Source organism: Bartonella sp. AA1HLJMS (assembly GCF_042197445.1).
Classification (GTDB): Bacteria; Pseudomonadota; Alphaproteobacteria; order Rhizobiales; family Rhizobiaceae; genus Bartonella.
The window spans coordinates 1-24,646 of sequence record NZ_JBHIRW010000011.1; the positions used below are offsets into that span (position 1 = coordinate 1).

A 24,646-nucleotide genomic window follows, 5' to 3' on the forward strand; every position below is an offset into this window, starting at 1 on the left:
TCTTCCCATGATCAACGTGACCAATCGTACCAATATTAACATGCGGTTTTGTTCGTTCAAACTTGCTCTTCGCCATTGCTATTAATCTCTTGTTTTATTCCCTATTTTTATTAGCACCTAGGGACAATTCTGCAAAATTTAAGTCTGACCAGACTGTAAACAGCCCAATCACCACAACTCTTAGACGGAAAACCCCACCAAATCTATAAATGGAATATCCTCCATCATACCTATTTGCCCAATCACCAACAACCACTTGGAGCGGGTAGCGGGAATCGAACCCGCATATTCAGCTTGGAAGGCTGCTGCTCTACCATTGAGCTATACCCGCATGACCCACGTACTAACTCTCCTTCGATGAATGGTGGAGGGGGTTGGATTCGAACCAACGTAGCATACGCAACGGATTTACAGTCCGCCCCCTTTAACCACTCGGGCACCCCTCCATTACACCGATAAAGTCGCGCAATGAGACATCACGACAACCACCTTGAATACCCATTCAATTCAATCTGATTGCGAAGTGGTTATGACGATTACTATTGTATCTGTCAACAGAATAAATACAATTCTGTACAAATTTCCTGCTCATAATTTTAAATCATAGATTTTTTCTCTCTATTTTTCTTATTAACACGTTATAAAGAAGCTATGAAAGAAAAAACATCACAAAATTCTCATTATGCTCGTTTGCGTCGCCGATATCGCGATACAAAAGGCTCTCCTTCTCGATCTTTTACACACCCAAAGAAGAAAGCTGCTTCTTTACAGCAAGAGATCATCCATCTTTATGGCATTCATTCTGTTCAGGCTGCTTTAGAAAACCCAAAAAGAATTTTAAAATGTCTTTACGTTACACAAAATGCCTTAAAACGATTAAATATATCCGAATCAGATTATCCTTGCTCTGTTATATTATGCACCCCCAAATATCTTGATTCGCTTGTTGGAAGTGAGGCTGTTCATCAAGGTATTGTTTTGGAAACTCTCCCCCTCAAACCATGCAAACTGTCGGAACTAACCAATACTGATCTGGTCATTGTCATGGATCAAATTACCGATCCACATAATGTTGGCGCTATTATGCGCTCTGCAGTTGCATTGAAAGCTAAAGCACTTATTACAACTTGCCGTCACTCTCCCCACGAAAGCGGTGTTCTTGCGAAAGCGGCATCTGGAGCTCTGGAGATGATTCATTATATTACCGTACGAAACCTTGCTGAAGCTCTTCAAGAACTTCATCAAACAGGTTTTACAAGCTTTGGTCTCGATTCAGAAGGTGACCAACCTCTAGAAACAGCATTAACAGGGAATAAAATTGCTCTTGTTTTAGGAGCAGAAGGTAAAGGTTTACGTAAAAAAACACGCGAAACCGTTTGCGCTTTAACACGCCTTGACATGCCTGGAAATATTAAATCATTAAATGTTTCAAATGCAGCAACAATAGCTCTTTATGTGGCACATCAATATCTTAGATTCTAGTTTTTAATTTTTTGTGAAACATCAAAAAAACCAACCAACAAAAAACCCGCAAAAAACCCGCCAATATGAGCTTCCCATGCTATTGAGATGCCATTTTCTTCAAACAAAATAGAAGAAATACCTATGATCAAATCAGTCGTCAGCCATACACTCATATAAACAAGAACCCCCTTAGAACACAGAGCTTTTTTGACAGATAATAAAGGTCCTAAAAGTTTTTCGTTCTGCGCATTGACAGCTAGATTACCACTAGGAAAACCGTAACGTGCAATAGCACCCATCATTCCAGATACGGCACCTGACGCCCCAATAAGTGATATGGTACTTTCTTGATGAAATGTAAAATAAGTCAAAACAGAAATAACTGCCGTTAACACCCAAAAAATTAAAAAACGTAAAACACCAAAATGCCTTGCTAAAGGAGAGCCGAAAACCAAAAGCCAAACCATATTAAGAGCAACATGTTTAAAACTACTATGCATAAATGAATAACTCACCATGGTATAACAAAATGCTACAGGATCCCTCTTAAACAATGCTGGTATAAATGAAAAAAGCTCAAGACTTTCAACATAAACATGATGAGAAAAAAAATACTGAGAAATGCAATAAAGACAAAAACAAAATGCTATCAAAACAACTATAATAAATGGAACATTCAATAAGGGTTCTTTAGGTTGTTTTGGCAATCGGGAAACATCATTATGTTGGTGACTAGAAACTTTCATTGTATAAAATCTCGTATTTTTTAGAAAATGGGTTATTCTTTTATACAAAATAAATATACCATTCCCAGTGATGCAGAATCTTTTCAACGCCTCTTCGAAGCCCCTTTTTAAATTTTCAATAGCTCTATATGAAAACACGTGTATTTTATACAAAAGATTTTAAAAAGCATGGATATCAAGAATATGATTTACAAACTTAGTGGTATCCTACTTACTTAAATGTGAAGTTACCATGCAATATACAAGAACTTACGAATAGACAAACTCACTTATGAGGTGGTGTATAATAAAAATATATAAACATTATTTTCTTACTAGAAATATATTGATTATTGCATTTTTTAACCAAGCTATACTTCGATTGATAAACTTTAAAGAATCTTAAATCTCAATTTTTCCATTAATATGGCCTGCATTGCTTCTATGCTTTGAACGAAAAACGACATCTCTATGAGAAAAATACCAATACAGTGTTCTCTAGATATAATAATTAGTGTTTCATGATGAATTACTTACTTGATAATCTGTTTCCCTCATACATGCAAAAGCGTCAGTTCATCTCTTTAATAAATATAAACAAGCCTTTCATTTCAACCTTTAACAGATATAATTCAAGAACTGTCTCTTATGAAACACTGAAAAAATATGTTGATTCTAATGATGCATCTTTGAATTTAAACAGTTCATGACGGAATTTTTTATTCCTTTTTTAGACAGTCGTATTGACACATCCGACACTTGTAACGCGCAAGAGAATAATTTGGATTATTCAATATAAAAAAAATTAAATGAGGTAATCATAGGAATTTGCTATTAAGTTGTAAAATGATAAAGGACCATTATAAATCAATGTATTATAAATAGATAACACACTAATTATTGAAGAGAACGATCTTGAGAATTCTGCTTGCAATCCTTTAACCACACATCATAAATAGGATGCTCAACAGCGTTCAAACCAGGACTATCTGCAAACATCCATCCTGTAAAAATACGCCGTATTTTTTTATCTAATGTTACTTCATTGACTTCAACAAAACCAGTTGTACGCGTGGGTTCATCTTTAGAGCTCGTATAACACGCACGTGGTGTTACCTGTAATGCGCCGTACTGATAAATTTTACCAAGAGTAACTTCAAAACGTGTGGTCCGTCCCGTGATTTTGTCAAGACCTGCAAAAACAGCAATTCCATTGCTAATACGCTCAGCCCGCACCCCATTATTTAAGGATAAAAACACTAAAATTTCCATAAAAAAAATATAAAAAAAATGCCTCGCCCCTAACAATAAAAAAAATCTCATCATATCAAAATCAATCGCACCTTAAAAAATAATTCTTTTCATAACATAGAGTCAAATAAGACAAAAATACACACGCACATTAAAACATGTTATTTTTTAGGTGACCACGCATCATAATCTTCATGCACACAAGAACGCTCTCCATTGGAGGTGATAGCTCCCTTTGGTCGATAGCCCTCACTTGTTCCTGTCATATTTGCAACATGAGGCTTTTCCCATTCATAAGGATGATAATCCTCTTGTGTTGGTGGACACTCACAGCGATGATGAATCCAGCCATGCCAACCTGGTGGAATAGTAGAGGCCTCAGAATAGTCTTTATAGATAACCCAACGGTGCGGATAACCATCCTTATGAAGTCCTCCTTCATAATATATATTTCCAAATTGATCTTCCCCTATCCGCTTACCTTTGCGCCATGTGAAAAAACGCGTACCAATGGTATTGCCATTCCACCATGTGAAGATTTGCTTAAAAAAACGAACCATCTGCTATTCCATTCATTTAGTGCGCTCATGAAATTAATCGTTGGAATAAAATTATTAACGATTGAAATTATCGAAAAAGTTACTAGTAAATTCAACTACAATTCCAATTGATAGGTTAACGTGCTATCCTTTAATTTCAAGAAGATATCATATGTATGGCTTCTTCTCCACCCCATAAAATTTAATCTATGCCAAGTTTCATCTTAACCAATTCATTAACAGCTTGGGGATTTGCCTTACCACCTGTTACTTTCATTACCTGTCCAACAAACCAACCAGCTAAAGCAGGTTTGTGCTTTGCTTGCGCAACTTTATCAGAATTATTGGCAACGATCTCATCAACAGCTCTTTCAATAGCCTTTGTATCCGTTACCTGCTTCATATTTCGTTCTTCTACAATTTGGCGTGCATCTCCCCCCTCATTCCAAATAATCTCAAAAAGATCTTTGGCAATTTTTCCAGAAATAACTCCTTCTTTTATAAGATCAATAATGCTTCCCAATTGATTTGGCGATACTGGTGACTCTTCAATCTCACGATTATCTTTATTTAAAGCCCCTAAAAGGTCGTTAATCACCCAATTGGCAACTATTTTTCCATCACGCCCACGTGCTACTTCTTCAAAATAATCAGCAATAGCCTTTTCTGTCACAAGAATGGAAGCATCATACACTGTCAATCCCATTTCCTTAACAAAACGTGCTTTTATAGCGTCAGGCAATTCTGGTAAGTCCGCTGCCAAAGCATCCACAAATGCTTGATCAAATTCTAATGGTAAAAGATCAGGATCAGGAAAATAACGATAGTCATGCGCTTCTTCCTTTGAGCGCATAGAGCGCGTTTCACCTTTAGCGGCATCAAAAAGCCGAGTCTCTTGATCTATGACGCCTCCATCTTCTAAAATTGCGATCTGACGACGCGCTTCATATTCAATTGCTTGACCAATAAAGCGAATAGAATTAACGTTTTTAATTTCACAGCGCGTTCCAAAACCTTCACCAGGACGACGAACAGATACATTGACATCTGCACGCATAGAACCTTCATCCATATTGCCATCGCAAGTGCCCAAATAACGAACAATCGTACGCAATTTTGTCATATAGGCTTTAGCTTCATCTGATGAGCGCATATCAGGCTTGGAAACAATTTCCATAAGAGCAACACCAGAACGATTAAGATCTACAAAAGACATCGTTGGATGTTGATCGTGCATCGATTTTCCAGCATCCTGTTCAAGGTGCAATCTCTCAATTCCCACTTCAATATCCTCAAATTGGCCATTCGAATCTGGACCAACAGATATAATAATCTTTCCCTCTCCTACAATGGGATAGCGAAATTGAGAAATCTGATACCCCTGCGGTAAATCTGGATAAAAATAGTTTTTGCGATCAAAAACAGATTTTAAATTAATATGCGCCTTTAATCCTAACCCCGTTCGAACCGCTTGACGAACACATTCTTGATTAAGAACAGGCAACATACCTGGCATGGCTGCATCAATAAGTGATACATGATTGTTCGGCTCTGCACCAAATTTGGTTGATGCTCCTGAAAAAAGTTTCGAATTTGATATGATTTGCGCATGAACTTCCATGCCAATGATGACTTCCCAATCACCTGTAACTCCAGAAATAAAACGCTTAGAATCAGGAGTACGCGTATCAATGATGCTCATTGCCAATCCACTACCAATATTTTAAAATTCACTCATGGCTTATCTAAAACCATTCTCTCAGTGCAATCCTAGGATATAAATCTTACAACACAAGCCCGATTTTATCGGGCTTGTGTTGTTTGCATAAATATTAAGCTTTTTTAGGAGCCTTTTTCTTAGCGGGTTTTTTCTCTGTAGACGTTTCTTTCACTGCAGACTTTTTCTTTGCCGGCTTTTCTTCAGGGACATCTAATTCGTCATATTCTTTCATCAACTCTTCAACCGTCACTTCTTTATCTGTGACTTTTATCTGTGCTAATAAATGATCAATGACCTTTTCTTCAAAAATCGGAGCACGTAGATTTTCAACAGCTTCCGGAGTCTTACGGAAAAAATCCATAATCTCTTTCTCTTGTCCTGGATATTGGCGAACCTGATCAAAAACTGCTGCTTTTAGCTCATCCTCACTAACTTTAACACCAACCTTCATTCCAATTTCAGAAAGCACCAAACCAAGACGAACACGACGCTGCGCAAGGACACGATATTCCTCACGTGCCTTTTCTTCTGTAATACCTTCATCTTCAAAACTGCGCCCAGCCTTTTTCAAATCATCATTAACCTGAGCCCATATATTGTTAAACTCAACCTCTAAAAGTTCTTCAGGAATCTCAAAATTATAATCAGCATCTAAAGCATCAAGAATTTGACGCTTAACTTTTTGACGTGTCACTGAACCATATTGGCTTTCAATCTGCCCACGAACGACCTCACGTAAGCGATCTAGAGACTCTAAACCAACTTTTTGCGCTGCTTCATCATCAATTTTTAATTCATCTGGTTTAAAGACAGCTTTGACAGTAATGTCAAACTCTGCTTCCCGTCCCGCCAAATGTGCCGCACTGTAATTATCAGGAAATTTAACAAAAATCGTTTTTACATCCCCAGCTTTCACACCAACCAATTGCTCTTCAAAACCAGGAATAAATTGTTTTGACCCAAGAATCAGTTGTGCATCACTATCTGCCCCACCTTCAAATGGAACGCCTTCAAGCTTACCTTGATAATCTATGGTAATGCGATCACCTTCTTCAGAATTCCCCTCTTTTAGAGAATAATTACGCGTAGAAGAAAGGACGCGATTGACTTGATCATCAATATCCTGTTCAGGAATAATTGCAATTTCACGGATAACCGTAATATGTTCAAAATCTTTAATGTCAATTTTTGGTAAAACTTCATACTTTAAACTAAAAGTAAAATCAGCTTTGCCATCTAGAATTTTTTCATCTTCATCTATATCAATTTTTGGCTGCATCGCTGCACGTTCATTGCGGTCCGCTAAAATAGAACGGGGTGCATCACTGAGTATCTCATTGAGAATCTCCGCCATAAAGGATTTACCATACATTTTTCGCAAATGCCCACTAGGCACTTTACCGGGACGAAAACCATTAAGCTTGATTTTTCCCTTGGTATCATCCAATCGTTCATTCAACTTTTCTTCTAAATCTTTCGCTGGAACCACGATCTTAATTTCGCGCTTCAGTCCTTCATTAAGCGTCTCGGTAACCTGCATTAAACACCTTCATTTTTCTAAGGAGAGGGATCAACCCACTCTAATAATCATTACATTCTAACACTTCGAGTGTTACATTTACCATGAAGCGGAATTTCAGACACGTAGAAATCCGTAGCACTTAAGGGATTGCTTTGGTGCGGATGGAGGGACTCGAACCCCCACGGTCTCCCGCCAGAACCTAAATCTGGTGCGTCTACCAATTTCGCCACATCCGCTCAAACTTACAAGCTAATAACCTTATACAAGCGGCGTTTCTATACCATTAATTACAGAAAAAAAGCAAACAAATATATTAAAAAAAACAAAATCTATGCTTTTCATACATAACTGCTTACGCTAAAAGTCAATTATGTTAAAGACATTTGATATCCCAATTCATATCATCGGTGGCGGTCTTGCGGGGTGTGAAGCAAGCTGGCAAATCGCTCAGTCAGGAATTTCTGTTGTTTTGCATGAAATGCGACCCGAAAAAAAATCAGATGCCCATAAAACCGATAAATTGGCAGAACTGGTTTGTTCAAATTCGTTTCGTTGCGATGATTCATTAACAAATGCCGTAGGGCTTTTACATGCTGAAATGCGATTAGCAAAATCGTTAATTATGAAAGCTGCTGATACCAACAAAGTTCCCGCAGGTAGTGCTCTTGCTGTTGACCGTGATGGATTTTCAAAAACCGTTACGACAGCACTTGAAAACCACCCTCTTATAACAATCAAACGTGAAGAAGTTCAAGAAATTCCTAAAGCTTGGAAACATGTTGTCATTGCAACAGGCCCCCTTACATCGCCTGCACTTGCTCAAAAATTACAAGCAATAACCGGTATAAAAGCTCTTTCTTTTTTTGATGCAATTGCACCTATTATCCATACCGACAGTATTGATATCAACATTTGTTGGTATCAGTCTCGCTATGATAAAATTGGTCCTGAGGGAACAGGAAAAGACTATCTTAATTGTCCCCTCAACAAAGAACAATATGAAACATTCGTTGAAGCGTTAAAAAATGCTGAAAAAACAGAGTTTCGTGACTTTGAAAAAACGCCCTATTTTGATGGATGCCTCCCCATTGAAATTATGGCTGAGCGCGGACTTGAAACGTTAAGACATGGTCCTATGAAACCTATGGGCTTAACTAATGCCCATAACCCTACAGTTAAACCCTATGCTGTCGTTCAATTACGCCAAGATAATAAACTTGGAACGCTTTATAATATGGTCGGCTTTCAGACAAAATTGAAATATGGTGAACAAATTCGCATTTTTAGAATGATTCCCGGTCTTGAAAAAGCAGAGTTTGCGCGTCTTGGTGGTCTTCACCGCAATACCTACCTCAACTCGCCAATTATTCTTGATCAAACCCTTCGTTTAAAACAAAAAAAACAACTACGCTTTGCAGGGCAAATTACCGGATGTGAAGGTTATGTAGAATCAGCGGCAATAGGGCTTCTTGCTGGACGTTTTGCTGCTGCCGAATATCATCATATTTCCCCTTGCCTACCCCCACAAACTACAGCATTCGGAGCCCTTTTGAATCATATTACAGGGGGACACATCATAGATGAAAAAGCAGAAACACAATCTTTTCAGCCAATGAATATCAATTTCGGACTCTTTCCACCTATTGCTTCTATTAAACATTCAGGAAAACGCTTACCAAGTAAAGAAAAAAAATTAGTAAAAAAACAAGCCATAACAGCGAGAGCTCTCAATGATTGTACTCAGTGGTTAGCAAATAAAGAATCAAAGAGCTCCTGTTTATAAAAAACACACGATTCGCCTCTCTCCTACTGAATAGATCTTTATAACTCTCGTGAAAAAATCATTCTAAAGCCTTTTAAAGACTGTCTCCCCCAATCAATAAATACTACCCTACGTTTCATCATTTATTCAATTATGTAGATGCTGTAAAATAACTTTTGGCTATAAAAAAACTTTACCACTATCAATAATTTAATATGATTTAATGACTAAAAACAAAATAATTATATAAATATATTATGAATAATCAAAATAAATAAATGGAAATACACAAGTAATACTGTACTATCTTTATTAATAGTTTTTATATTACGTAATGTATATTATTTTATAAGAGTAATTTTTCTGTTTTTTAACTTCCTCCCTCAAAATTTGTGATGTTCTCTTATTTTAACTCTTGTATGATGAAGGAAAAATACTCGCTTGCATATCACAAGTGAAATAAAGATATGGAAAAAATATTTGTAGGATAGAGCTGGAGCTATCTCTCCCCTCTCAAATGCCAAGAAAAATCCCAATATTAAAAACCAAATCTGAATATCAAAAGATTTTTTTATTTCAGGATCTTATAATAAATCAATAAAATTATCCTCTTGGTGCGTCACAAGAAAGGTTGGCGTATAAGAGTAAAAGAATAAAACTATCCCTTATGCACTCGTCTCAGATATCTGGGGCTAGTCGCAACATTATAGGAACTGAGAAAATAGATAGCACGGTGGCACCAACATGCACTTTTATTAAGCGTAAATGGTGATATATAATAACTTTTATGGACTTTACAGAGTTTTCCGCCTCATGTTATTTACGGATCTTGTTTTGAAATAAATACCGTAACACTTCAGCGTAATAAAAGTTAATAATTACATTTTATAAGCCATACCCGCGCTCAATTAAAACAGTGCAATATTTCATTGAAAATGACTAAAAACAATATATTTCCAGCAATACATGAAAATAAAAATATCGCAAGGATCTCAAAGTTTTATGTGAAAAACAAGCATAACACATGTGTTAAAAAAAACCCGCTTATAAATAAATCGGGTTTTTTTAATGTAGCTTAAATTATTTTTTATTAACTGCTTCTTTAAGGCTTTTTCCTGCAGAAAATTTGGGTACAGAACGTGCTGGAATATCGATTTCAGCACCAGTTGAAGGATTACGCCCCTTTGTTGCAGCACGATGAGAAACTTCAAAAGTGCCAAAACCTGGAAGACGAACATCCCCCCCTGAAGCCAAAGCTTCTGTTACAGAAGCCATAAAAGCATCAACAACAGCACCAGCTTGCGCTTTCGAAACACCTGCCTTTTCAGCAACGGAGCTAACGAATTCACTTTTATTCATAAAATATTTCCTTTCCCTATATTACCTGAACATGACTTAATCATGTTATTGGTCAGTTTATTGAAAAGTACAGCAAACAGAAGTCTTATTTTTATCCAAAACATTGTTTTTTTAGCAATAATCACAGTTATTCACGGAATTTTTCACTTTTTCCAACAAAAAACAGAATAATAACCTCAACAACACCTTCTACCACCTAAAAAATGCCGTTATAAATGAGATAAGTGAATCAGTGCGCAATCTGTATTCCTTCACTATCACTGCTCTCTGACCGGATTGGCACAGCCCCTGCAGAGGGCTCTTTCCATTCAATAGTATCTGGAAAACGAACCAAAGCGTGTTTCAAAACTTCACTCACATGATTTACCGGAATAATTTCCATATTATTTTTGACATCATCAGGAATATCAACCAAATCTTTTGCATTTTCTTCAGGAATAAGTACTTTTTTTATCCCTCCTCGAAGAGCTGCTAAGAGTTTTTCTTTTAATCCACCAATGGGTAAAACGCGTCCACGTAAAGTAATTTCACCAGTCATTGCAATATCTTTATGCACAGCTACTCCTGTAAGGACCGAAACAATTGCTGTCACCATTGCAATCCCAGCCGATGGGCCATCTTTTGGTGTCGCACCCTCTGGAACATGAACATGGATATCGCGTTTTTCAAAAAGTGGAGGTTCAATACCAAAATCAACAGCACGAGAACGTACATAAGATGCTGCCGCTGAAATGGACTCTTTCATAATATCACGTAAATTTCCAGTTACAGTCATCTTCCCTTTGCCGGGCATCATAACTCCTTCAATGGTCAATAACTCTCCACCGACTTCTGTCCACGCAAGACCTGTTACAACACCAACTTGATTTTCTCCTTCAATCTGATTGTAATGATAACGTTTAACACCCAAGAAATCATGAATATTACTTTCTGTAACTTTTACAGATTTTTGATGTGTTTTGAGAATTTTTGTAACGGATTTGCGGGAAATTTTCATGAGTTCACGTTCAAGGTTACGAACGCCTGCCTCACGTGTATAAAACTGAATAATTGACCTTAGTGCTCCATCAGAAATACTGAGTTCTTTTTTAGACAAACAGTGATCTTTTAGTGCCTTTGGTAAAAGATGCTGTTTAACAATTTCCATTTTCTCACATTCAGTATAACCAGCGATACGAATAATTTCCATACGATCCATTAACGGACCTGGAATATTAAGCGTATTGGCAGTTGTGATAAACATGACATCAGAAAGATCATATTCAACTTCCAAATAGTGATCAATGAATGTACCATTTTGTTCAGGATCAAGAACTTCTAATAAAGCGGATGAAGGATCGCCACGAAAATCTTGGCCCATTTTATCAATTTCATCAAGCAAGAAAAGCGGATTAGATTTTTTTGCTTTTTTCATAGACTGGATAATTTTTCCAGGCATCGAGCCAATATATGTTCGGCGATGTCCACGAATTTCTGCTTCATCTCGGACACCTCCCAATGAGATACGAACATACTCACGTCCCGTTGCCTTTGCAATAGAGCGCGCTAATGATGTTTTCCCTACACCTGGAGGACCTAACAAACAAATAATGGGACCTTTTATCTTTGACGCGCGACTTTGTACGGCCAAATATTCAATAATTCGCTCCTTAACTTTTTCAAGACCAAAATGTTCATTATTCATGACCTTTTCAGCAAAATCTAAATTGTTTTTAATCTTAGATTTTTTACCCCAAGGCATTGCTAATAACCAATCAAGATAGTTACGTACAACTGTCGCTTCTGCAGACATCGGAGACATATTCCGTAATTTCCTCAATTCTGCTCCAGCTTTTTCCTGCGCTTCCTTGGATAGTTTTGTATTCTTGATACGCTCTTCTAATTCAGAGAGTTCATCTCGGCTATCATCACCTGCTCCTAACTCTTTTTGAATAGCCTTCATCTGCTCATTGAGATAATATTCTCGTTGGTTTTTTTCCATTTGCCTTTTAACATGCGAACGAATACGTTTTTCAACCTGCAAAACAGAAATTTCTCCTTCCATGAAGGACAAAACACGTTCAAGACGGGCCCGCACAGGTAAGAGCTCTAATATTTCCTGTTTTTCTGCAAGTTTAATCATCAAATGAGAAGCAATCGTATCGGCAAGCTTAGAAGGATTATCAAGCTGGCCAATCGCATTCACAACTTCAGGAGAGATTTTTTTATTAAGCTTTACATAGTTTTCAAAATAAGTAATCACTGACCTTGAAAGAGCTTCAATCTCAACATCACTCTCTCTAGGTTCTTCTGTAACAGTTGCAAAAGCCTGATGATAACCTTCACTTAAAGCAAATTGACTAATTTTTGCACGTGCAGTTCCTTCAACCAAAACCTTTACAGTACCATCAGGAAGCTTTAAAAGTTGAAGAATATTAGCAAATGTACCAATATGATAAATATCCTCTGATTTTGGATCGTCATCAGAAGCATTTTTTTGTGTCACCAATAGTATTTGCTTATCAACCGCCATCGTTTCTTCAAGAGCACGAATTGATTTTTCGCGGCCCACAAAAAGTGGAACAATCATATGGGGGAAGACAACAATATCACGAAGAGGTAAAACAGCATAAACCCCATCTCTTACTTCATCTATCTTTTCATCAATATATTGCATAACTCTCCTTTCTGGAGCCTATGAGCTATCTACAACAATCAGCCCACCTTTAGAAAACCTCAGCTCTTCACTGTACATGAAGTGGTAATTACTCATAGATAAATCAAGCATTATAATGATATTATTAGAAACACCCATCAAATACCATTCATTACCACCTTTTATCCATTCATTACCACCTTTTATATTGTGCATAGCACAATGTCATGCTGATACATTTTCTTTATCTTCTGCACGTTCTGAGTAAATATAAAGAGGACGCGCTTTCCCATCAACGACATCACTCGAAATAACCACTTTTTGAACGCCTTCAAGAGCCGGTAGCTCAAACATCGTCTCAAGAAGGATCTTCTCCATAATTGAACGTAAACCACGAGCACCAGTTTTACGTTCAATTGCTTTCTTTGCAATAACACGTAAAGCATCTTCATGAAATGCTAACTCGACATTCTCCATTTCAAAAAGACGCTGATATTGCTTTACTAACGCATTTTTAGGTTGTGATAAAATTTGCATGAGGGCGTTAACATCTAAATCCTCTAAGGTAGCGACTATAGGAAGGCGTCCAATAAATTCTGGTATTAAACCAAATTTTATAAGATCTTCAGGCTCTAAATCACGAAAAATTTCACCGACACAACGCTCATCAGGAGCCTTAACGGTTGCAGAAAAACCAATAGAAGTTTTTTCACCACGCCCTGAAATAATCCGTTCTAAACCTGCAAAAGCTCCCCCACAAATGAATAAGATGTTTGTGGTGTCAACCTGAAGAAACTCTTGTTGCGGATGCTTACGTCCACCTTGAGGAGGAACAGAAGCAATCGTTCCTTCCATAATTTTTAATAACGCTTGCTGAACTCCTTCCCCCGAAACATCTCTTGTAATAGAAGGATTATCTGCTTTACGAGAAATCTTATCAACCTCATCGATATAAACAATACCACGCTGTGCACGTTCAACATTATAATCTGCTGCTTGAAGGAGCTTAAGAATAATATTTTCAACATCTTCCCCCACATAACCTGCTTCAGTCAAAGTGGTCGCATCCGCCATCGTAAAAGGCACATCAATAATACGTGCTAATGTTTGTGCAAGATAAGTTTTACCACAACCCGTTGGACCAACAAGAAGAATATTTGATTTAGCCAACTCAATATCATTGCTTTTAGACTGATGCGCCAACCGTTTATAATGATTATGAACAGCAACAGAAAGAACACGCTTTGCATGCTGCTGACCAATAACATAGTCATCAAGAACTGTTATAATTTCCTGTGGCGTAGGAACACCATCACGCACCTTAACCCCAGAAGACTTATTTTCTTCCCGAATAATATCCATGCAAAGCTCTACACATTCATCACAGATAAATACAGTAGGCCCCGCAATGAGCTTACGCACCTCATGCTGACTCTTGCCGCAGAACGAGCAATAGAGAGTATTTTTTGATTCGTTCCCGCTATTGCTAATTTTGCTCATTTTTCTTTCCTTTCACCACAATATATGAACACTTTGCCTTTTCAAAGGAAGCTTTTCATCATGAAAACTAAAAGACATATAGAAAACCATGCATGTCTCAATACTTTTAGGTGTTTCTCTTATTTTGCGATATTTTTTATAAAACTCTTTGATTTAAAGTAGCTATTTTTTCTATAAAAACTCTTAATCTTTTTCTTCTTTTTCAGTTTCTGCACGGTATTGTATAACATCATCAACTAAGCCAAACGCTTTGGCTTCTTCTGCTGTCATAAAATGATCGCGATCGAGAGTTCTCTCTATAATCTCATAATCTTGACTCGTATGTTGAACATAAATTTCATTTAAACGCCGTTTCATCTTTATAATATCTTGCGCATGTCGCTCAATATCTGAAGCTTGACCTTGAAAACCACCAGATGGTTGATGCACCATAATACGTGCGTTTGGCAATGTAAAACGATGACCTTTTGCTCCAGCCGTTAATAATAAAGACCCCATAGATGCCGCTTGCCCCATGCAAAGCGTAGAAACAGGAGGGCGAATAAACTGCATAGTATCATAAATAGCCATACCAGATGTTACAACACCACCTGGAGAATTAATATAAAGACTAATTTCTTTTTTAGGATTTTCCGCTTCCAAAAAAAGCAATTGTGCACAAACAAGCATTGCCATACCATCTTCAACAGGTCCATTAATAAAAATAATCCGTTCCTTTAAAAGACGGGAAAAAATATCATAGGCCCGTTCACCACGATTTGTTTGTTCAATAACCATAGGAACAAGGCTTAATGCTGTTTTCATTGGATCACTCATATTTTTACTTTCCGTTCATATAACAACCGCTCTTTACACATTCAATGTTTTTGTCCATATGTTAACATTACTCTCTTGTGCAAGCTACAATCAAGAGATTGTATAAGATAGATTAAAATCTCAATAGTTAAAATAGCAATAATAACTCTACCTAAACAAATGATGAACATCCGGAATGCGAGATACCGCCCAATGGTAAAAACTTCCTTCCTGAGGTCTTTTCGTAGTCTTTGTCTTTCTGTGAATATGAAAACCTATCAAGCGTGAATCTGTAAGCGGCTTTACGCCAAAAGCTGGTTCAAAAATACGTTCAGTTTTTCGCCCAGTCCAATAATAAAAAGTTTCCTTTTCCTTTGCTTCATGAAAAAAACCATATCGTTTTGCTAATCGTGAAATACCATCATTGCCAAATATTGTAACGCCAAGATTTCCCGGTAAAATCGGCATTTTTTTCCTCTTTAACCAGAACGATCTCCAAACACGACGCTTAAACCCAAGCCAATGAGGAATAATTTCTGCACCTGCCCAATAATCCTCAAATATTTTTATAATAGGGTTATTGGGCGGAAAATAAAGTGCAGAAACGCCTACTCTTGTATTATTTTCTCTTGCCAACCAAACCTTATCCGCATCTGGATGAAATTGTTTAACAAGGTAAACATCTGTATCTAACCAAACACCTTGTTGATATTTCATCAGCATAACACGAAAAAAATCCGAGAACTGAACAATTGTACACCCTAGTTTATCATCAGAAAAATCGGGATCAAGGCGATAAATTGCTGAGCGTGGTAAAATTGATTCGGCTTCATACAGCTCAACACCAGCAGGGAGATTATCTATTTTTTTATCATAACTAAAAAGCTTAACGCGCTGTCCAGTTTTAACCATTGAAGACAAACAAAGCCTATCTACCAATCTTAATTGTCCACTATACCAAAAAGTACAAATATCCATAGATAATACATCAAAAATATTCTAAACTTACGCGAAAGAGCTGTTCAACATCACGAACCCTATCAGCAAGAGCAAAAATCACTATTCTATCACCAGACAAAATACGCGTATCTGCCGAAAGCTGTATTATTGTCTTATTGCGATAAATTGCACCAATTCTCAAACCATCTGATAAATTGAGCTCTGATAATGACTTACCAACCAGTGAAGATGTTTGCATCACTTCAGCTTCAATAATTTCTGCTCGGCCATTAAAAACTGAATGAACAGAACGAATACGCCCACGGCGCATTTGTTGCAAAATTCTCGATATTGTAACACTATGGGGATTAAGATATGCATCCACACCAACAGCACGACTAAATTCTTGATAGGCAACATTATTAATCAATACCATATTGGCTTTGCAGCCCAATCTTTTAGCAATAATAGCGCTTAAGAGATTAACCTGATCTTGATTGGTCAATGTAATCATTAAATCGGACTGATCAATTCCCGCATCTTGAAGAATCACTGGATCTAACACGTTACCGTATAAAACTGTTGTTTTTTCAAGCTGATCAGCAATTGTGAGGGCTCTTTCTCTATGCGCTTCTATAATCTTCAATTTTAATTTATGAAAACGCTTTTCAATAGCCTGTGCAACATAAAGGCCAATGTGACCACCCCCTGCAATAATCATGCGGTGGGCATCTTGTTCTTTATGACCAAAAAGCCCAACAGCACGACGCATCTGTTCACGAGAAACAACAAGATAGGTTATATCACCAACGCGTAATTGCGTTTCTGAATGTGCAACCAATAATTCCGCGCCACGTTTAATAGCAGTAACCGTCGTATGAAGATCTGGAAAAAGCTCTGTTAATTGACGCAAAGGTGTATTAATAACGGGACAATCTTCCATGCATTCCAAAGCTAGTGCCACAATATCATCATTACAAAAATAAAGAACATCTATTGCACCAGGTAAAGCAATACGGCGCAAAACCATTTCCCCAACTTCAACTTCTGGCGAAATAACCACATCAATGGGAATATTCTCTCTGGAAAAAAGCGTCTTATAACGTGGTTCTAAATAAGATTGTGAGCGAATACGAGCAATTTTTGTGGGCACATTAAATAATGAATGTGCTACTTGGCAAGCTACCATATTAACTTCATCAAACAAAGTGACAGCAATCAACATATCAGCTTTGTCTGCATCTGCAGCCAAAAGAACTTCAGGCCGTGAACCGTGACCAACAAAACCTCTCACATCCAATGTATCGCGAATCTTTTCAATTAATCTCGTTTCAATATCAATAACAGTAACATCGTGATTTTCAGCAGCAAGACGCTCTGCTATCCCATAACCAACCTGTCCTGCTCCACAAATAATAATACGCATCGCTTTAAGAAACTCCAAGCGCTTTAAGTTTACGGTGCAAAGCTGAACGCTCCATGCCTATAAATTCAGCAGTACGTGATATATTTCCACCCAAACGCCCAATCTGCGCCACTAAATATCTCTTTTCAAATAATTCTCGAGCTTCACGTAACGGCAAATCCATTATACTTTCATCTGAATCCATTTGAAGACGTGGCAAAGAATCACTTACTTCACTGGGAAGAAAGTCCGCTGTTATAGGACCATCACCATCCCGCACAAGAATAAGAAGACGCTCAATATTATTACGTAATTGCCGCACATTACCCGGCCAAGCGTGCGTTTGCAAAATAGCAATCACATCATCACTGATTGCACGCGGTTTAATCCCAACCTGCTGTGATATTGTTTTTACAAAATGATGTACAAGTTCTGGAATATCTTCACGACGCGCTGAAAGGGGCGGAACAACAATAGGAACAACGGAAAGACGGTGAAAAAGATCCTCCCTAAAGCGCCCATCAGAAATGAGGTTTTCAAGATTTTGCGCTGTCGAAGAAATGATACGGACATCCACCTTAACACGTTTTGTGCCGCCAATTCTCTCAAATGTTTGCCCCGTTAAAACCCGAAGAATCTTCCCTTGAGTCTCACGCGGCATGTCAGCAATTTCATCAAGATATAAGATACCGCCATGAGCTTCCTCTAAGGCACCAATTTTACGCTCTCTTCCCTCCATTTCGCTGCCAAACAGCTCTATTTCCATTCTTTCCGGAGTAATCGTTGCAGCATTTATTGTAACAAATGGCCCATTCGAACGCGTTGAGAGCGCATGAATAGCTCGTGCAACAGTCTCTTTTCCTGCCCCTGAAGGACCTGTTATCATGATGCGACTATTGGTTGGTGCTACTTTTTCTATGATTTGACGCAAATTTTTTATAACTGTCGATTTTCCGAGCAACTCTAATGTCTCGTTCGAACGCTTTCGCAATTCTAAAAGCTCACGTTTTAAATTTGAATTTTCAAGTGTTCTCTCTGCAACCAATACAAGTCTATCAGCTTTAAAAGGTTTTTCAATGAAATCATATGCCCCTCGCTTTATAGCGGAAACAGCCGTCTCAATATTACCATGACCAGAGATCATAACAACCGGAAGAGCCGGATATTGTGTTTTAATTTCATCAAGCAGTGCTAAACCATCGAGACGACTACCCTGTAGCCAAATATCCAAAAAAATGAGCTTTGGAATACGCTCACTAATTTGAGCCAATGCTTCATCAGAGTTACAAGCAACACGCGTTTCATAACCTTCATCATCTAAAATACCAGCAACAAGCTCACGAATATCTGCTTCATCATCAACAATCAAGATATCTGATACCATACTATTCCCCTATCTTATGATTTATGGCTTGTATAATATTACCCTGCTTACCCCCATCCGCTGGAAATATCAAACGGATCATCGCACCACGACCTTCATAAAAACTCTCCGGTGCATCATGAAGCTCCATGAAACCACCGTGATCTTCAATAACTTTGCGCACAATAGCTAACCCCAGCCCTGTTCCTTTTTCCCGCGTTGTTATATAGGGTTCTAATAACTTTTGTCTTTGCTCTTTAGGAAGTCCTTTCCCGTTATCAACAACATCCACAACCACCCATTCTCCCTGACGATAAGAACGGATAAGAATATGACCGTGAATATTTTCCTCTCGCATAACTGAATCTATGGATTCGCTCGCGTTTTTGATAACATTGCAAAAAGCCTGTACAATGAGACGGTTATCAAATGCACCCATAAGTGGTAGAGTTCCTAAATCTTGCTCAAAATGAATATCATGTCGCGTCACCTCTATCAAGAAACATGCTTCGCGCAACAATTCTCGTATATCTAAAATATGCATTTTGGGTTTGGGCATACGTGCAAAAGAGGAAAACTCATCAACCATACGCCCAATATCTCCAACCTGCCGAATAATTGTGTCAATACACCGCTCAAAGACCTCTCTATCTTGTGTAATAGCTTTGTTATAACGTTTACGAATGCGTTCAGCGGATAACTGAATAGGTGTAAGAGGATTTTTAATTTCGTGTGCAATACGCCGCGCAATATCCGCCCACGCCGCTGTACGTTGCGCTGCAACAAGATCTGTAATATCATCAATTGTTAGAACCCAAGATTGCCCTTGTCCATCATCCTCCTCCATCGTAACTTGGACATTACAGACACGCTCTTTTCCTGCAACGTTTAAAGTGACCTGCTCACGATGGTTTTTACGATCCAATGAACGCACAAACTGAAAAACCTGCCAAATTTCAGCGCTTAAAGATAAAAGACTTTTTCCAACAACGCGCTCTGAGCGAATATCAAACATCGCTTCAATAGACCGATTGATAATGGTGATATCACCATTATCATCTATACCTGCTACTCCCGCTGTTACACCCGATAACACAGCTTCAGAAAAACGCCGTCTTTCATCAATTTGATCACGCACTGCAATCAATTCATTACGCCGACTTTTCAATTCACTGACCATGTAATTAAAAGTTTTGGATAATTGCCCAATATCTCCATCTTTTGCTCGTACTGGCACGAAAATTTCCATATTTCCAGAAGCAACATCATCGGCAGCACTAATGAGAAGACGAATAGGACGTACTAAGCGATCAGCAACAGCAATAGCAGCCCAAATGGCTGATAAGAATAAACTAAAAAAAAGACACAAATAAAGCATACCAAATGCAATCTGTGTCAGCAGGCGATTCTCATTTAAATCACGATAACGATCTGTATTAACTTCCGTCAAACGCAAAGCAGATAAAACACCTTTATCAACGTCACGCACCAAATATAAAAATGTGTTTGGAATATTGGTAAATTTTAAAATAATACCAAAATAATCATGGACGCCTGGTTGAAAAGAAAAAGGTCTCGCACTGGTTGCACGTTCAATAAGATGAGAAGGAGGAATTGGCAGTTTATCTTCATCACCAAGAGCACTCGATACAAAAATAGCTCCACTAGAACTTAACAAAAATGCACCACGCAAATTGCGTCCTAGAGCATGACGCGTCAATTGCATCCTATATTCAGCTGGATTACGTTCTAAGAGTTTTTTGTTATCAAGTGCAAATGCCATCGCGTAGGATAAATTTTTTAAATTTTGGAGCATTTCATCTGCATAAGCATTTGCTAAATCAATAGAAGAGCCCACAATTTGCCGCGTTGTTGTATCAAACCATCGATCAAGTCCCAAATTTAGTGCTGGACCCGATACAAGAGCTACAGCAACAGCTGGCATTGTCGCAACAAGTGCAAACAATGAAATAAGGCGCACATGAAGACGCGATCCTGCACGCCTTGAACGCCAAGCACGAATGATCGGTATCATCTCATAAAAAACGATGACAATAAGCCCTAAAACCCAAAAACTATTAATTCCTATAAGAATAAGGGTTACTGTTCTACTGGGAACAACAGGAGTTAATCCAATAAGAATAATAAATGAAACAGAGGCCGTAAGTAAAGCCAATACAATAATTGTAATCCCTAAAAAAATATATACCTTACTTAAACGATACAACTCATCGTTATAAGTATTTTTATCTATGTCTTGAAGATTCGTCACAGATGTTATATTCGTCATGAGCTTACATACCCTTATCCCATTATTCTCATATAACCTTTTGTAGCAAAAATTGACAATACTAATACTACATTTAAAATAGGCAAATATAGTCAACGAGAAAAAACTTCTACATTTTGCAAAATATCTTTAAAATAGACTGTGTTCGACGATACTTTACGAAGGAAATGAGATGCGATTAACAAAACAAACAAATTATGCTCTTCGAATGCTCATGTATTGTGCAGATAATCAGGGAACTCTCAGTCGTGTTCCAGAAATTGCTAAAGCATATGCCGTTTCAGAGCTTTTTTTATTTAAAATCCTTCAGCTGCTTGTTCAAGCAGGTTTTATACAAACAGTGCGTGGACGCAATGGTGGAGTTAGATTGGCTAAACCCGCAGCAGAGATTTCAGTCGCTGATGTTGTGAAAGTAACAGAAGACAACTTTTCCCTCGCAGAATGTTTCGATACTGCAGAACCAACTTGCCCCTTGTTTGATTTTTGTGGTTTAAATACCGCACTTCAAAAAGCATTAAATGCTTTTTTTGAGGTGTTATCCGTGATATCCCTTGCTGATCTACAACAACCATCCTTTCAAAATCATTTTAAAATTAATGACAAAAAAGCAAACTAAGATTATAATACAAGGAGATTAAGTATTTCTATTGCAGCAATAATATTAGCCGCTGGACGGGGTGAAAGAGCAGGATCTCCCCATAAAATTCCAAAACAATATCGGCTTCTAGGACAAAAGCCAATTATTTATCATACCGTGCATTGTTTTTTGCAGCATCCAGCTATCACAACAATTATTCTTGTTATTCATCCAGAAGATCGTCAAATCTGTGAACAAGCTATTGACGATTTTAAAGAGCGCCTTATTATCGTTGAAGGAGGCAATACACGTCAAATCTCTACCTTATATGGACTTCAGGCACTCAAAAAATTTGCCCCCCAATATGTGCATATTCATGATGGTGCACGCCCTTTTATCGAAAACAAGCTTCTTAATAACATTCACAACACTATCACGCCTCAAGAAGGTGTTCTTCCTGTTCTGCCCATCTCTGATACCCTTAAACGTATAAATAATCAGCATGTTTTAGAAACAATTCCCCGTACCCATCTTTATAGTGCACAAACTCCACAGTGTTTTCCCTTTGAACATATCTTAGCGGCCCATAAACAAGCAAAACAAGCTTGCAAACAAGAATTCACTGACGATTCTGCAATTGCCGAATGGTTTGGAATTCCTATGCGTACCATTCCTGGGGATCCTAACAACATAAAAATTACATGGCATGAAGATTTTAATACTGCACATTTATATCTCCAAAAGAAAATGCAAATATTTCCTGATATTCGTACCGGCAATGGTTATGATGTTCACTCTTTTGAGGATGGTGATTTTCTTATATTATGTGGTATAAAAATCCCTTTTCATAAAAAATTAAATGGACACTCCGATGCGGATGTTGCTCTTCATGCATTAACAGATGCCCTTCTTGCAACTCAAGGTGCTGGAGATATCGGTACACATTTTCCTCCCTCTGATCCTCAATGGAAAAATGTATCATCAGAAATTTTTCTCCGTCATGCTCTTGATATTATAAAACAAGCAGGTGGTCGTATCGCCAATGTTGATATCACAATTATCGCTGAAAATCCTAAAATTAGTCCATATCGTCATGCCATGACAGAAAATCTTATAACAATACTTGCAATAACACCTGATCGAATCTCTATCAAAGCAACAACAAATGAAAGGCTTGGATTTATTGGTCGTGGTGAGGGAATTGCTGCTCTTGCAACAGTGAGCGTCCTTTATTCAGGAGAAATTCCCCAATGACATATCTTTGTGAAAAACACGCACATGAAGTCCTTAATACCTTTCGCCAAAAAGGTTTGCTGTTAACAACTGTAGAGTCTTGTACAGGGGGACTCATTGCTGCATGCCTCACAAATATTGCAGGATCGTCAGATGTTCTCGATTGTGGATTTGTTGTTTATTCAAATGAATCTAAAATACGCCTTGTTGGCGTTTGTGCTGAACTTATAAGAACCTATGGTGCCGTTTCAAAAGAAGTTGCTCTTGCAATGGCTGAGGGTGGATTAAAACATTCACAAGCTGACATTGCAGTTTCTGTAACAGGAATTGCTGGTCCAGGAGGTGCAAGTCTTGATAAACCTGTAGGACTTGTGCATTGCGCAGTTGCTTACAAAAACCACTCTCCCCTGCACAAAGAAATGCACTTTGCTCATCTTAATCGCAATGCTATCCGCCACGCAACTGTTGAAAATGCTTTTAAAATGATTCTGGAATTGCTTCACTGAATTCCCCATACTAATTTCAAAATTCTTTATTCCCCATCGTGTCTATAATCGTCAACATCTTGAAAAAATTTTATTGTATCACAACCTGAAAATGAAAGATCTGAATAGCGTAAAGTTATCTCACTTCAGTCCTGTGTAGGTTGAATTAATCAAATTTATTCACTTGCACGCCACAAGAGAAAAAACTGTATAAATAAAATGATTAAAGAAAGAGACACTTGTACTTCTCTCAAGTGCTAAGAGCTGGCACAACATCTTGAGAGATGGCAAATAAATGATACAGGAGGAATTCTTCATAAGTGTACAGATGTAGATTTTATATACTTTTACGAGAATCTATACTATTTATTATGAGCACTATTATGAAATGGGTATGACGCAAGCAGGTTCTATTTGGGCGTTTTGTTTAATGAGTGTGCATCCATTAAAAAAGAGAGAAACAAAAGCATGAAGCTGTGCATCATCTTCATCATTTAAAATGATATTCCTTCAATATACTTTTGAAAGCTGAATTAAAAACAAATAGTAAAGATGGAAACCGGTTTTCACCTTCACGCTGTTTAAGCAATAGGTATTGTTAAAAAATAACAGAATAGACTATGTTACCGTAGAGCCATAAATCTGATGCGCACGCTTCTCAAAAGCCTCGGTAAATTTACGAAACGCAATATCAAACATTGAGCCCATCACTAATCCAAGCGTTTTACTTTTAAACTCATAATCAATAAAAAACTCTACATTACATGCATTGGTATTTTCAATATCATGAAAGGCCCAACGATTTTCAAGATATTTGAATGGACCATCAATATATTTAACTTCTATAAGACTTTTTTCCGACTGAAGAAATACTTGAGTCGTAAAAGTTTCACGAATAATCTTATAGCCAACGGTCATATCCGCAAGAAGCAATATTTTTTTTCCATATTCTTTTCGAGAACGTATTATTAAAGACTCACACATTGGTAAAAATTCAGGATAACGCTCAATATCTGAAACCAGATCAAACATTTCACTGGCACTATGGGTGATCTGCCGATGTATTGTAAAAATCGGCATAA

Annotated in this window: 19 protein-coding genes, 3 tRNA genes and 1 pseudogene; 5 read left to right on the top strand and 18 right to left on the bottom strand. The window is 37.6% G+C overall.

Annotated elements, in window-relative coordinates:
• From ACFIQE_RS04570 to ACFIQE_RS04580, 3 genes and pseudogenes are all read right to left on the bottom strand, one after another.
• Positions 1–76: pseudogene (locus ACFIQE_RS04570) on the bottom strand (elongation factor Tu); the annotation flags it as partial.
• Between the two features lie 181 nt (positions 77–257).
• Positions 258–331, bottom strand: a tRNA-Gly gene (locus ACFIQE_RS04575).
• A gap of 31 nt (positions 332–362) precedes the next feature.
• Positions 363–446 (bottom strand) — tRNA-Tyr (locus tag ACFIQE_RS04580).
• A 205-nt stretch (positions 447–651) separates the two neighbouring features.
• Here ACFIQE_RS04580 and ACFIQE_RS04585 point away from each other — a divergent pair.
• Positions 652–1,482: a TrmH family RNA methyltransferase gene (locus ACFIQE_RS04585; RefSeq protein WP_375620776.1), complete on the top strand. Its 831-nt coding sequence runs from the start codon at positions 652–654 to the stop codon at positions 1,480–1,482.
• Here the strand turns inward: ACFIQE_RS04585 and ACFIQE_RS04590 are convergent.
• The 6 genes from ACFIQE_RS04590 to ACFIQE_RS04615 form a co-directional block, all read right to left on the bottom strand.
• The gene (locus tag ACFIQE_RS04590) at positions 1,479–2,210 is read right to left on the bottom strand and encodes a rhomboid family intramembrane serine protease (protein WP_375620775.1); all 732 of its coding nucleotides are present in this window, start codon (positions 2,208–2,210) and stop codon (positions 1,479–1,481) included. The two genes, ACFIQE_RS04585 and ACFIQE_RS04590, sit on opposite strands and share 4 nt — an antisense overlap.
• Positions 2,211–3,086: 876 nt before the next feature.
• Positions 3,087–3,512 (bottom strand): DUF2155 domain-containing protein, encoded by a 426-nt coding sequence (locus ACFIQE_RS04595; protein WP_375620815.1) that lies wholly within the window; start codon positions 3,510–3,512, stop codon positions 3,087–3,089.
• Between the two features lie 89 nt (positions 3,513–3,601).
• Positions 3,602–4,000: an NADH:ubiquinone oxidoreductase subunit NDUFA12 gene (locus tag ACFIQE_RS04600; RefSeq protein WP_375620774.1), complete on the bottom strand. Its 399-nt coding sequence runs from the start codon at positions 3,998–4,000 to the stop codon at positions 3,602–3,604.
• Positions 4,001–4,181: 181 nt separating this feature from the next.
• Complete coding sequence (gene gatB / locus ACFIQE_RS04605; RefSeq protein WP_375620773.1) at positions 4,182–5,681, bottom strand: Asp-tRNA(Asn)/Glu-tRNA(Gln) amidotransferase subunit GatB; 1,500 nt, start codon at positions 5,679–5,681, stop codon at positions 4,182–4,184.
• Between the two features lie 130 nt (positions 5,682–5,811).
• Positions 5,812–7,239, bottom strand: a complete 1,428-nt coding sequence (gene tig / locus ACFIQE_RS04610; RefSeq protein ID WP_375620772.1) for a trigger factor — start codon at positions 7,237–7,239, stop codon at positions 5,812–5,814.
• Between the two features lie 135 nt (positions 7,240–7,374).
• Positions 7,375–7,457: transfer RNA gene (locus ACFIQE_RS04615), tRNA-Leu, on the bottom strand.
• 134 nt (positions 7,458–7,591) lie between these two features.
• Here ACFIQE_RS04615 and trmFO point away from each other — a divergent pair.
• Complete coding sequence (gene trmFO / locus ACFIQE_RS04620) at positions 7,592–9,004, top strand: methylenetetrahydrofolate--tRNA-(uracil(54)-C(5))-methyltransferase (FADH(2)-oxidizing) TrmFO (RefSeq protein WP_375645457.1); 1,413 nt, start codon at positions 7,592–7,594, stop codon at positions 9,002–9,004.
• 1,059 nt (positions 9,005–10,063) lie between these two features.
• On the opposite strand, the gene ACFIQE_RS04625 is transcribed toward trmFO, so the two are convergent.
• The 8 genes from ACFIQE_RS04625 to ACFIQE_RS04660 form a co-directional block, all read right to left on the bottom strand.
• Complete coding sequence (locus ACFIQE_RS04625) at positions 10,064–10,342, bottom strand: HU family DNA-binding protein (RefSeq protein ID WP_375611283.1); 279 nt, start codon at positions 10,340–10,342, stop codon at positions 10,064–10,066.
• A gap of 229 nt (positions 10,343–10,571) precedes the next feature.
• A complete protein-coding gene (gene lon / locus ACFIQE_RS04630; protein WP_375640064.1) occupies positions 10,572–12,998 on the bottom strand; it encodes an endopeptidase La in 2,427 nt (808 codons plus the stop codon).
• 204 nt (positions 12,999–13,202) lie between these two features.
• Positions 13,203–14,477 (bottom strand): ATP-dependent Clp protease ATP-binding subunit ClpX, encoded by a 1,275-nt coding sequence (gene clpX / locus ACFIQE_RS04635; protein WP_273723371.1) that lies wholly within the window; start codon positions 14,475–14,477, stop codon positions 13,203–13,205.
• Positions 14,478–14,660: 183 nt separating this feature from the next.
• Positions 14,661–15,293, bottom strand: coding sequence for an ATP-dependent Clp endopeptidase proteolytic subunit ClpP (gene clpP / locus ACFIQE_RS04640; RefSeq protein WP_375630200.1), 633 nt, complete (start codon positions 15,291–15,293; stop codon positions 14,661–14,663).
• A 147-nt stretch (positions 15,294–15,440) separates the two neighbouring features.
• Positions 15,441–16,250, bottom strand: a complete 810-nt coding sequence (locus tag ACFIQE_RS04645) for a hypothetical protein (protein WP_375707321.1) — start codon at positions 16,248–16,250, stop codon at positions 15,441–15,443.
• Between the two features lie 10 nt (positions 16,251–16,260).
• On the bottom strand, positions 16,261–17,637 hold the full coding sequence (gene trkA, locus ACFIQE_RS04650) for a Trk system potassium transporter TrkA (RefSeq protein WP_375611279.1): 1,377 nt from the start codon (positions 17,635–17,637) through the stop codon (positions 16,261–16,263).
• Between the two features lie 4 nt (positions 17,638–17,641).
• Positions 17,642–19,000, bottom strand: coding sequence for a sigma-54-dependent transcriptional regulator (locus tag ACFIQE_RS04655; protein WP_375611278.1), 1,359 nt, complete (start codon positions 18,998–19,000; stop codon positions 17,642–17,644).
• A gap of 1 nt (position 19,001) precedes the next feature.
• Positions 19,002–21,269 carry an ATP-binding protein gene (locus ACFIQE_RS04660; RefSeq protein ID WP_375630198.1) on the bottom strand — a complete coding sequence of 756 codons (2,268 nt, stop codon included), beginning with the start codon at positions 21,267–21,269 and terminating at the stop codon, positions 19,002–19,004.
• Between the two features lie 172 nt (positions 21,270–21,441).
• Here ACFIQE_RS04660 and rirA point away from each other — a divergent pair, with 172 nt between their 5' ends.
• From rirA to ACFIQE_RS04675, 3 genes are read left to right on the top strand one after another with little or no spacing between them, the layout of a single operon-like run.
• The gene (rirA, locus tag ACFIQE_RS04665) at positions 21,442–21,885 is read left to right on the top strand and encodes an iron-responsive transcriptional regulator RirA (RefSeq protein WP_375611276.1); all 444 of its coding nucleotides are present in this window, start codon (positions 21,442–21,444) and stop codon (positions 21,883–21,885) included.
• A 24-nt stretch (positions 21,886–21,909) separates the two neighbouring features.
• On the top strand, positions 21,910–23,100 hold the full coding sequence (locus ACFIQE_RS04670) for a bifunctional 2-C-methyl-D-erythritol 4-phosphate cytidylyltransferase/2-C-methyl-D-erythritol 2,4-cyclodiphosphate synthase (protein ID WP_375620814.1): 1,191 nt from the start codon (positions 21,910–21,912) through the stop codon (positions 23,098–23,100).
• The gene (locus tag ACFIQE_RS04675) at positions 23,097–23,585 is read left to right on the top strand and encodes a CinA family protein (RefSeq protein ID WP_375620769.1); all 489 of its coding nucleotides are present in this window, start codon (positions 23,097–23,099) and stop codon (positions 23,583–23,585) included. Before ACFIQE_RS04670 ends, ACFIQE_RS04675 begins: the two co-directional genes overlap by 4 nt.
• A 597-nt stretch (positions 23,586–24,182) precedes the next feature.
• On the opposite strand, the gene ACFIQE_RS04680 is transcribed toward ACFIQE_RS04675, so the two are convergent.
• Complete coding sequence (locus ACFIQE_RS04680) at positions 24,183–24,644, bottom strand: type II toxin-antitoxin system RatA family toxin (RefSeq protein WP_375707322.1); 462 nt, start codon at positions 24,642–24,644, stop codon at positions 24,183–24,185.
• Positions 24,645–24,646 lie beyond the last annotated feature (2 nt).

Bases quoted from the DNA above. Each gene is read 5' to 3' on its own strand.
- ACFIQE_RS04585 (WP_375620776.1), top strand. From the start codon at position 652: ATGAAAGAAAAAACATCACAAAATTCTCATTATGCTCGTTTGCGTCGC.
- ACFIQE_RS04590 (WP_375620775.1), bottom strand. From the start codon at position 2,210: ATGAAAGTTTCTAGTCACCAACATAATGATGTTTCCCGATTGCCAAAA.
- ACFIQE_RS04595 (WP_375620815.1), bottom strand. From the start codon at position 3,512: ATGAGATTTTTTTTATTGTTAGGGGCGAGGCATTTTTTTTATATTTTT.
- ACFIQE_RS04600 (WP_375620774.1), bottom strand. From the start codon at position 4,000: ATGGTTCGTTTTTTTAAGCAAATCTTCACATGGTGGAATGGCAATACC.
- gatB (WP_375620773.1), bottom strand. From the start codon at position 5,681: ATGAGCATCATTGATACGCGTACTCCTGATTCTAAGCGTTTTATTTCT.
- tig (WP_375620772.1), bottom strand. From the start codon at position 7,239: ATGCAGGTTACCGAGACGCTTAATGAAGGACTGAAGCGCGAAATTAAG.
- trmFO (WP_375645457.1), top strand. From the start codon at position 7,592: ATGTTAAAGACATTTGATATCCCAATTCATATCATCGGTGGCGGTCTT.
- ACFIQE_RS04625 (WP_375611283.1), bottom strand. From the start codon at position 10,342: ATGAATAAAAGTGAATTCGTTAGCTCCGTTGCTGAAAAGGCAGGTGTT.
- lon (WP_375640064.1), bottom strand. From the start codon at position 12,998: ATGCAATATATTGATGAAAAGATAGATGAAGTAAGAGATGGGGTTTAT.
- clpX (WP_273723371.1), bottom strand. From the start codon at position 14,477: ATGAGCAAAATTAGCAATAGCGGGAACGAATCAAAAAATACTCTCTAT.
- clpP (WP_375630200.1), bottom strand. From the start codon at position 15,293: ATGAGTGATCCAATGAAAACAGCATTAAGCCTTGTTCCTATGGTTATT.
- ACFIQE_RS04645 (WP_375707321.1), bottom strand. From the start codon at position 16,250: ATGGATATTTGTACTTTTTGGTATAGTGGACAATTAAGATTGGTAGAT.
- trkA (WP_375611279.1), bottom strand. From the start codon at position 17,637: ATGCGTATTATTATTTGTGGAGCAGGACAGGTTGGTTATGGGATAGCA.
- ACFIQE_RS04655 (WP_375611278.1), bottom strand. From the start codon at position 19,000: ATGGTATCAGATATCTTGATTGTTGATGATGAAGCAGATATTCGTGAG.
- ACFIQE_RS04660 (WP_375630198.1), bottom strand. From the start codon at position 21,269: ATGACGAATATAACATCTGTGACGAATCTTCAAGACATAGATAAAAAT.
- rirA (WP_375611276.1), top strand. From the start codon at position 21,442: ATGCGATTAACAAAACAAACAAATTATGCTCTTCGAATGCTCATGTAT.
- ACFIQE_RS04675 (WP_375620769.1), top strand. From the start codon at position 23,097: ATGACATATCTTTGTGAAAAACACGCACATGAAGTCCTTAATACCTTT.
- ACFIQE_RS04680 (WP_375707322.1), bottom strand. From the start codon at position 24,644: ATGCCGATTTTTACAATACATCGGCAGATCACCCATAGTGCCAGTGAA.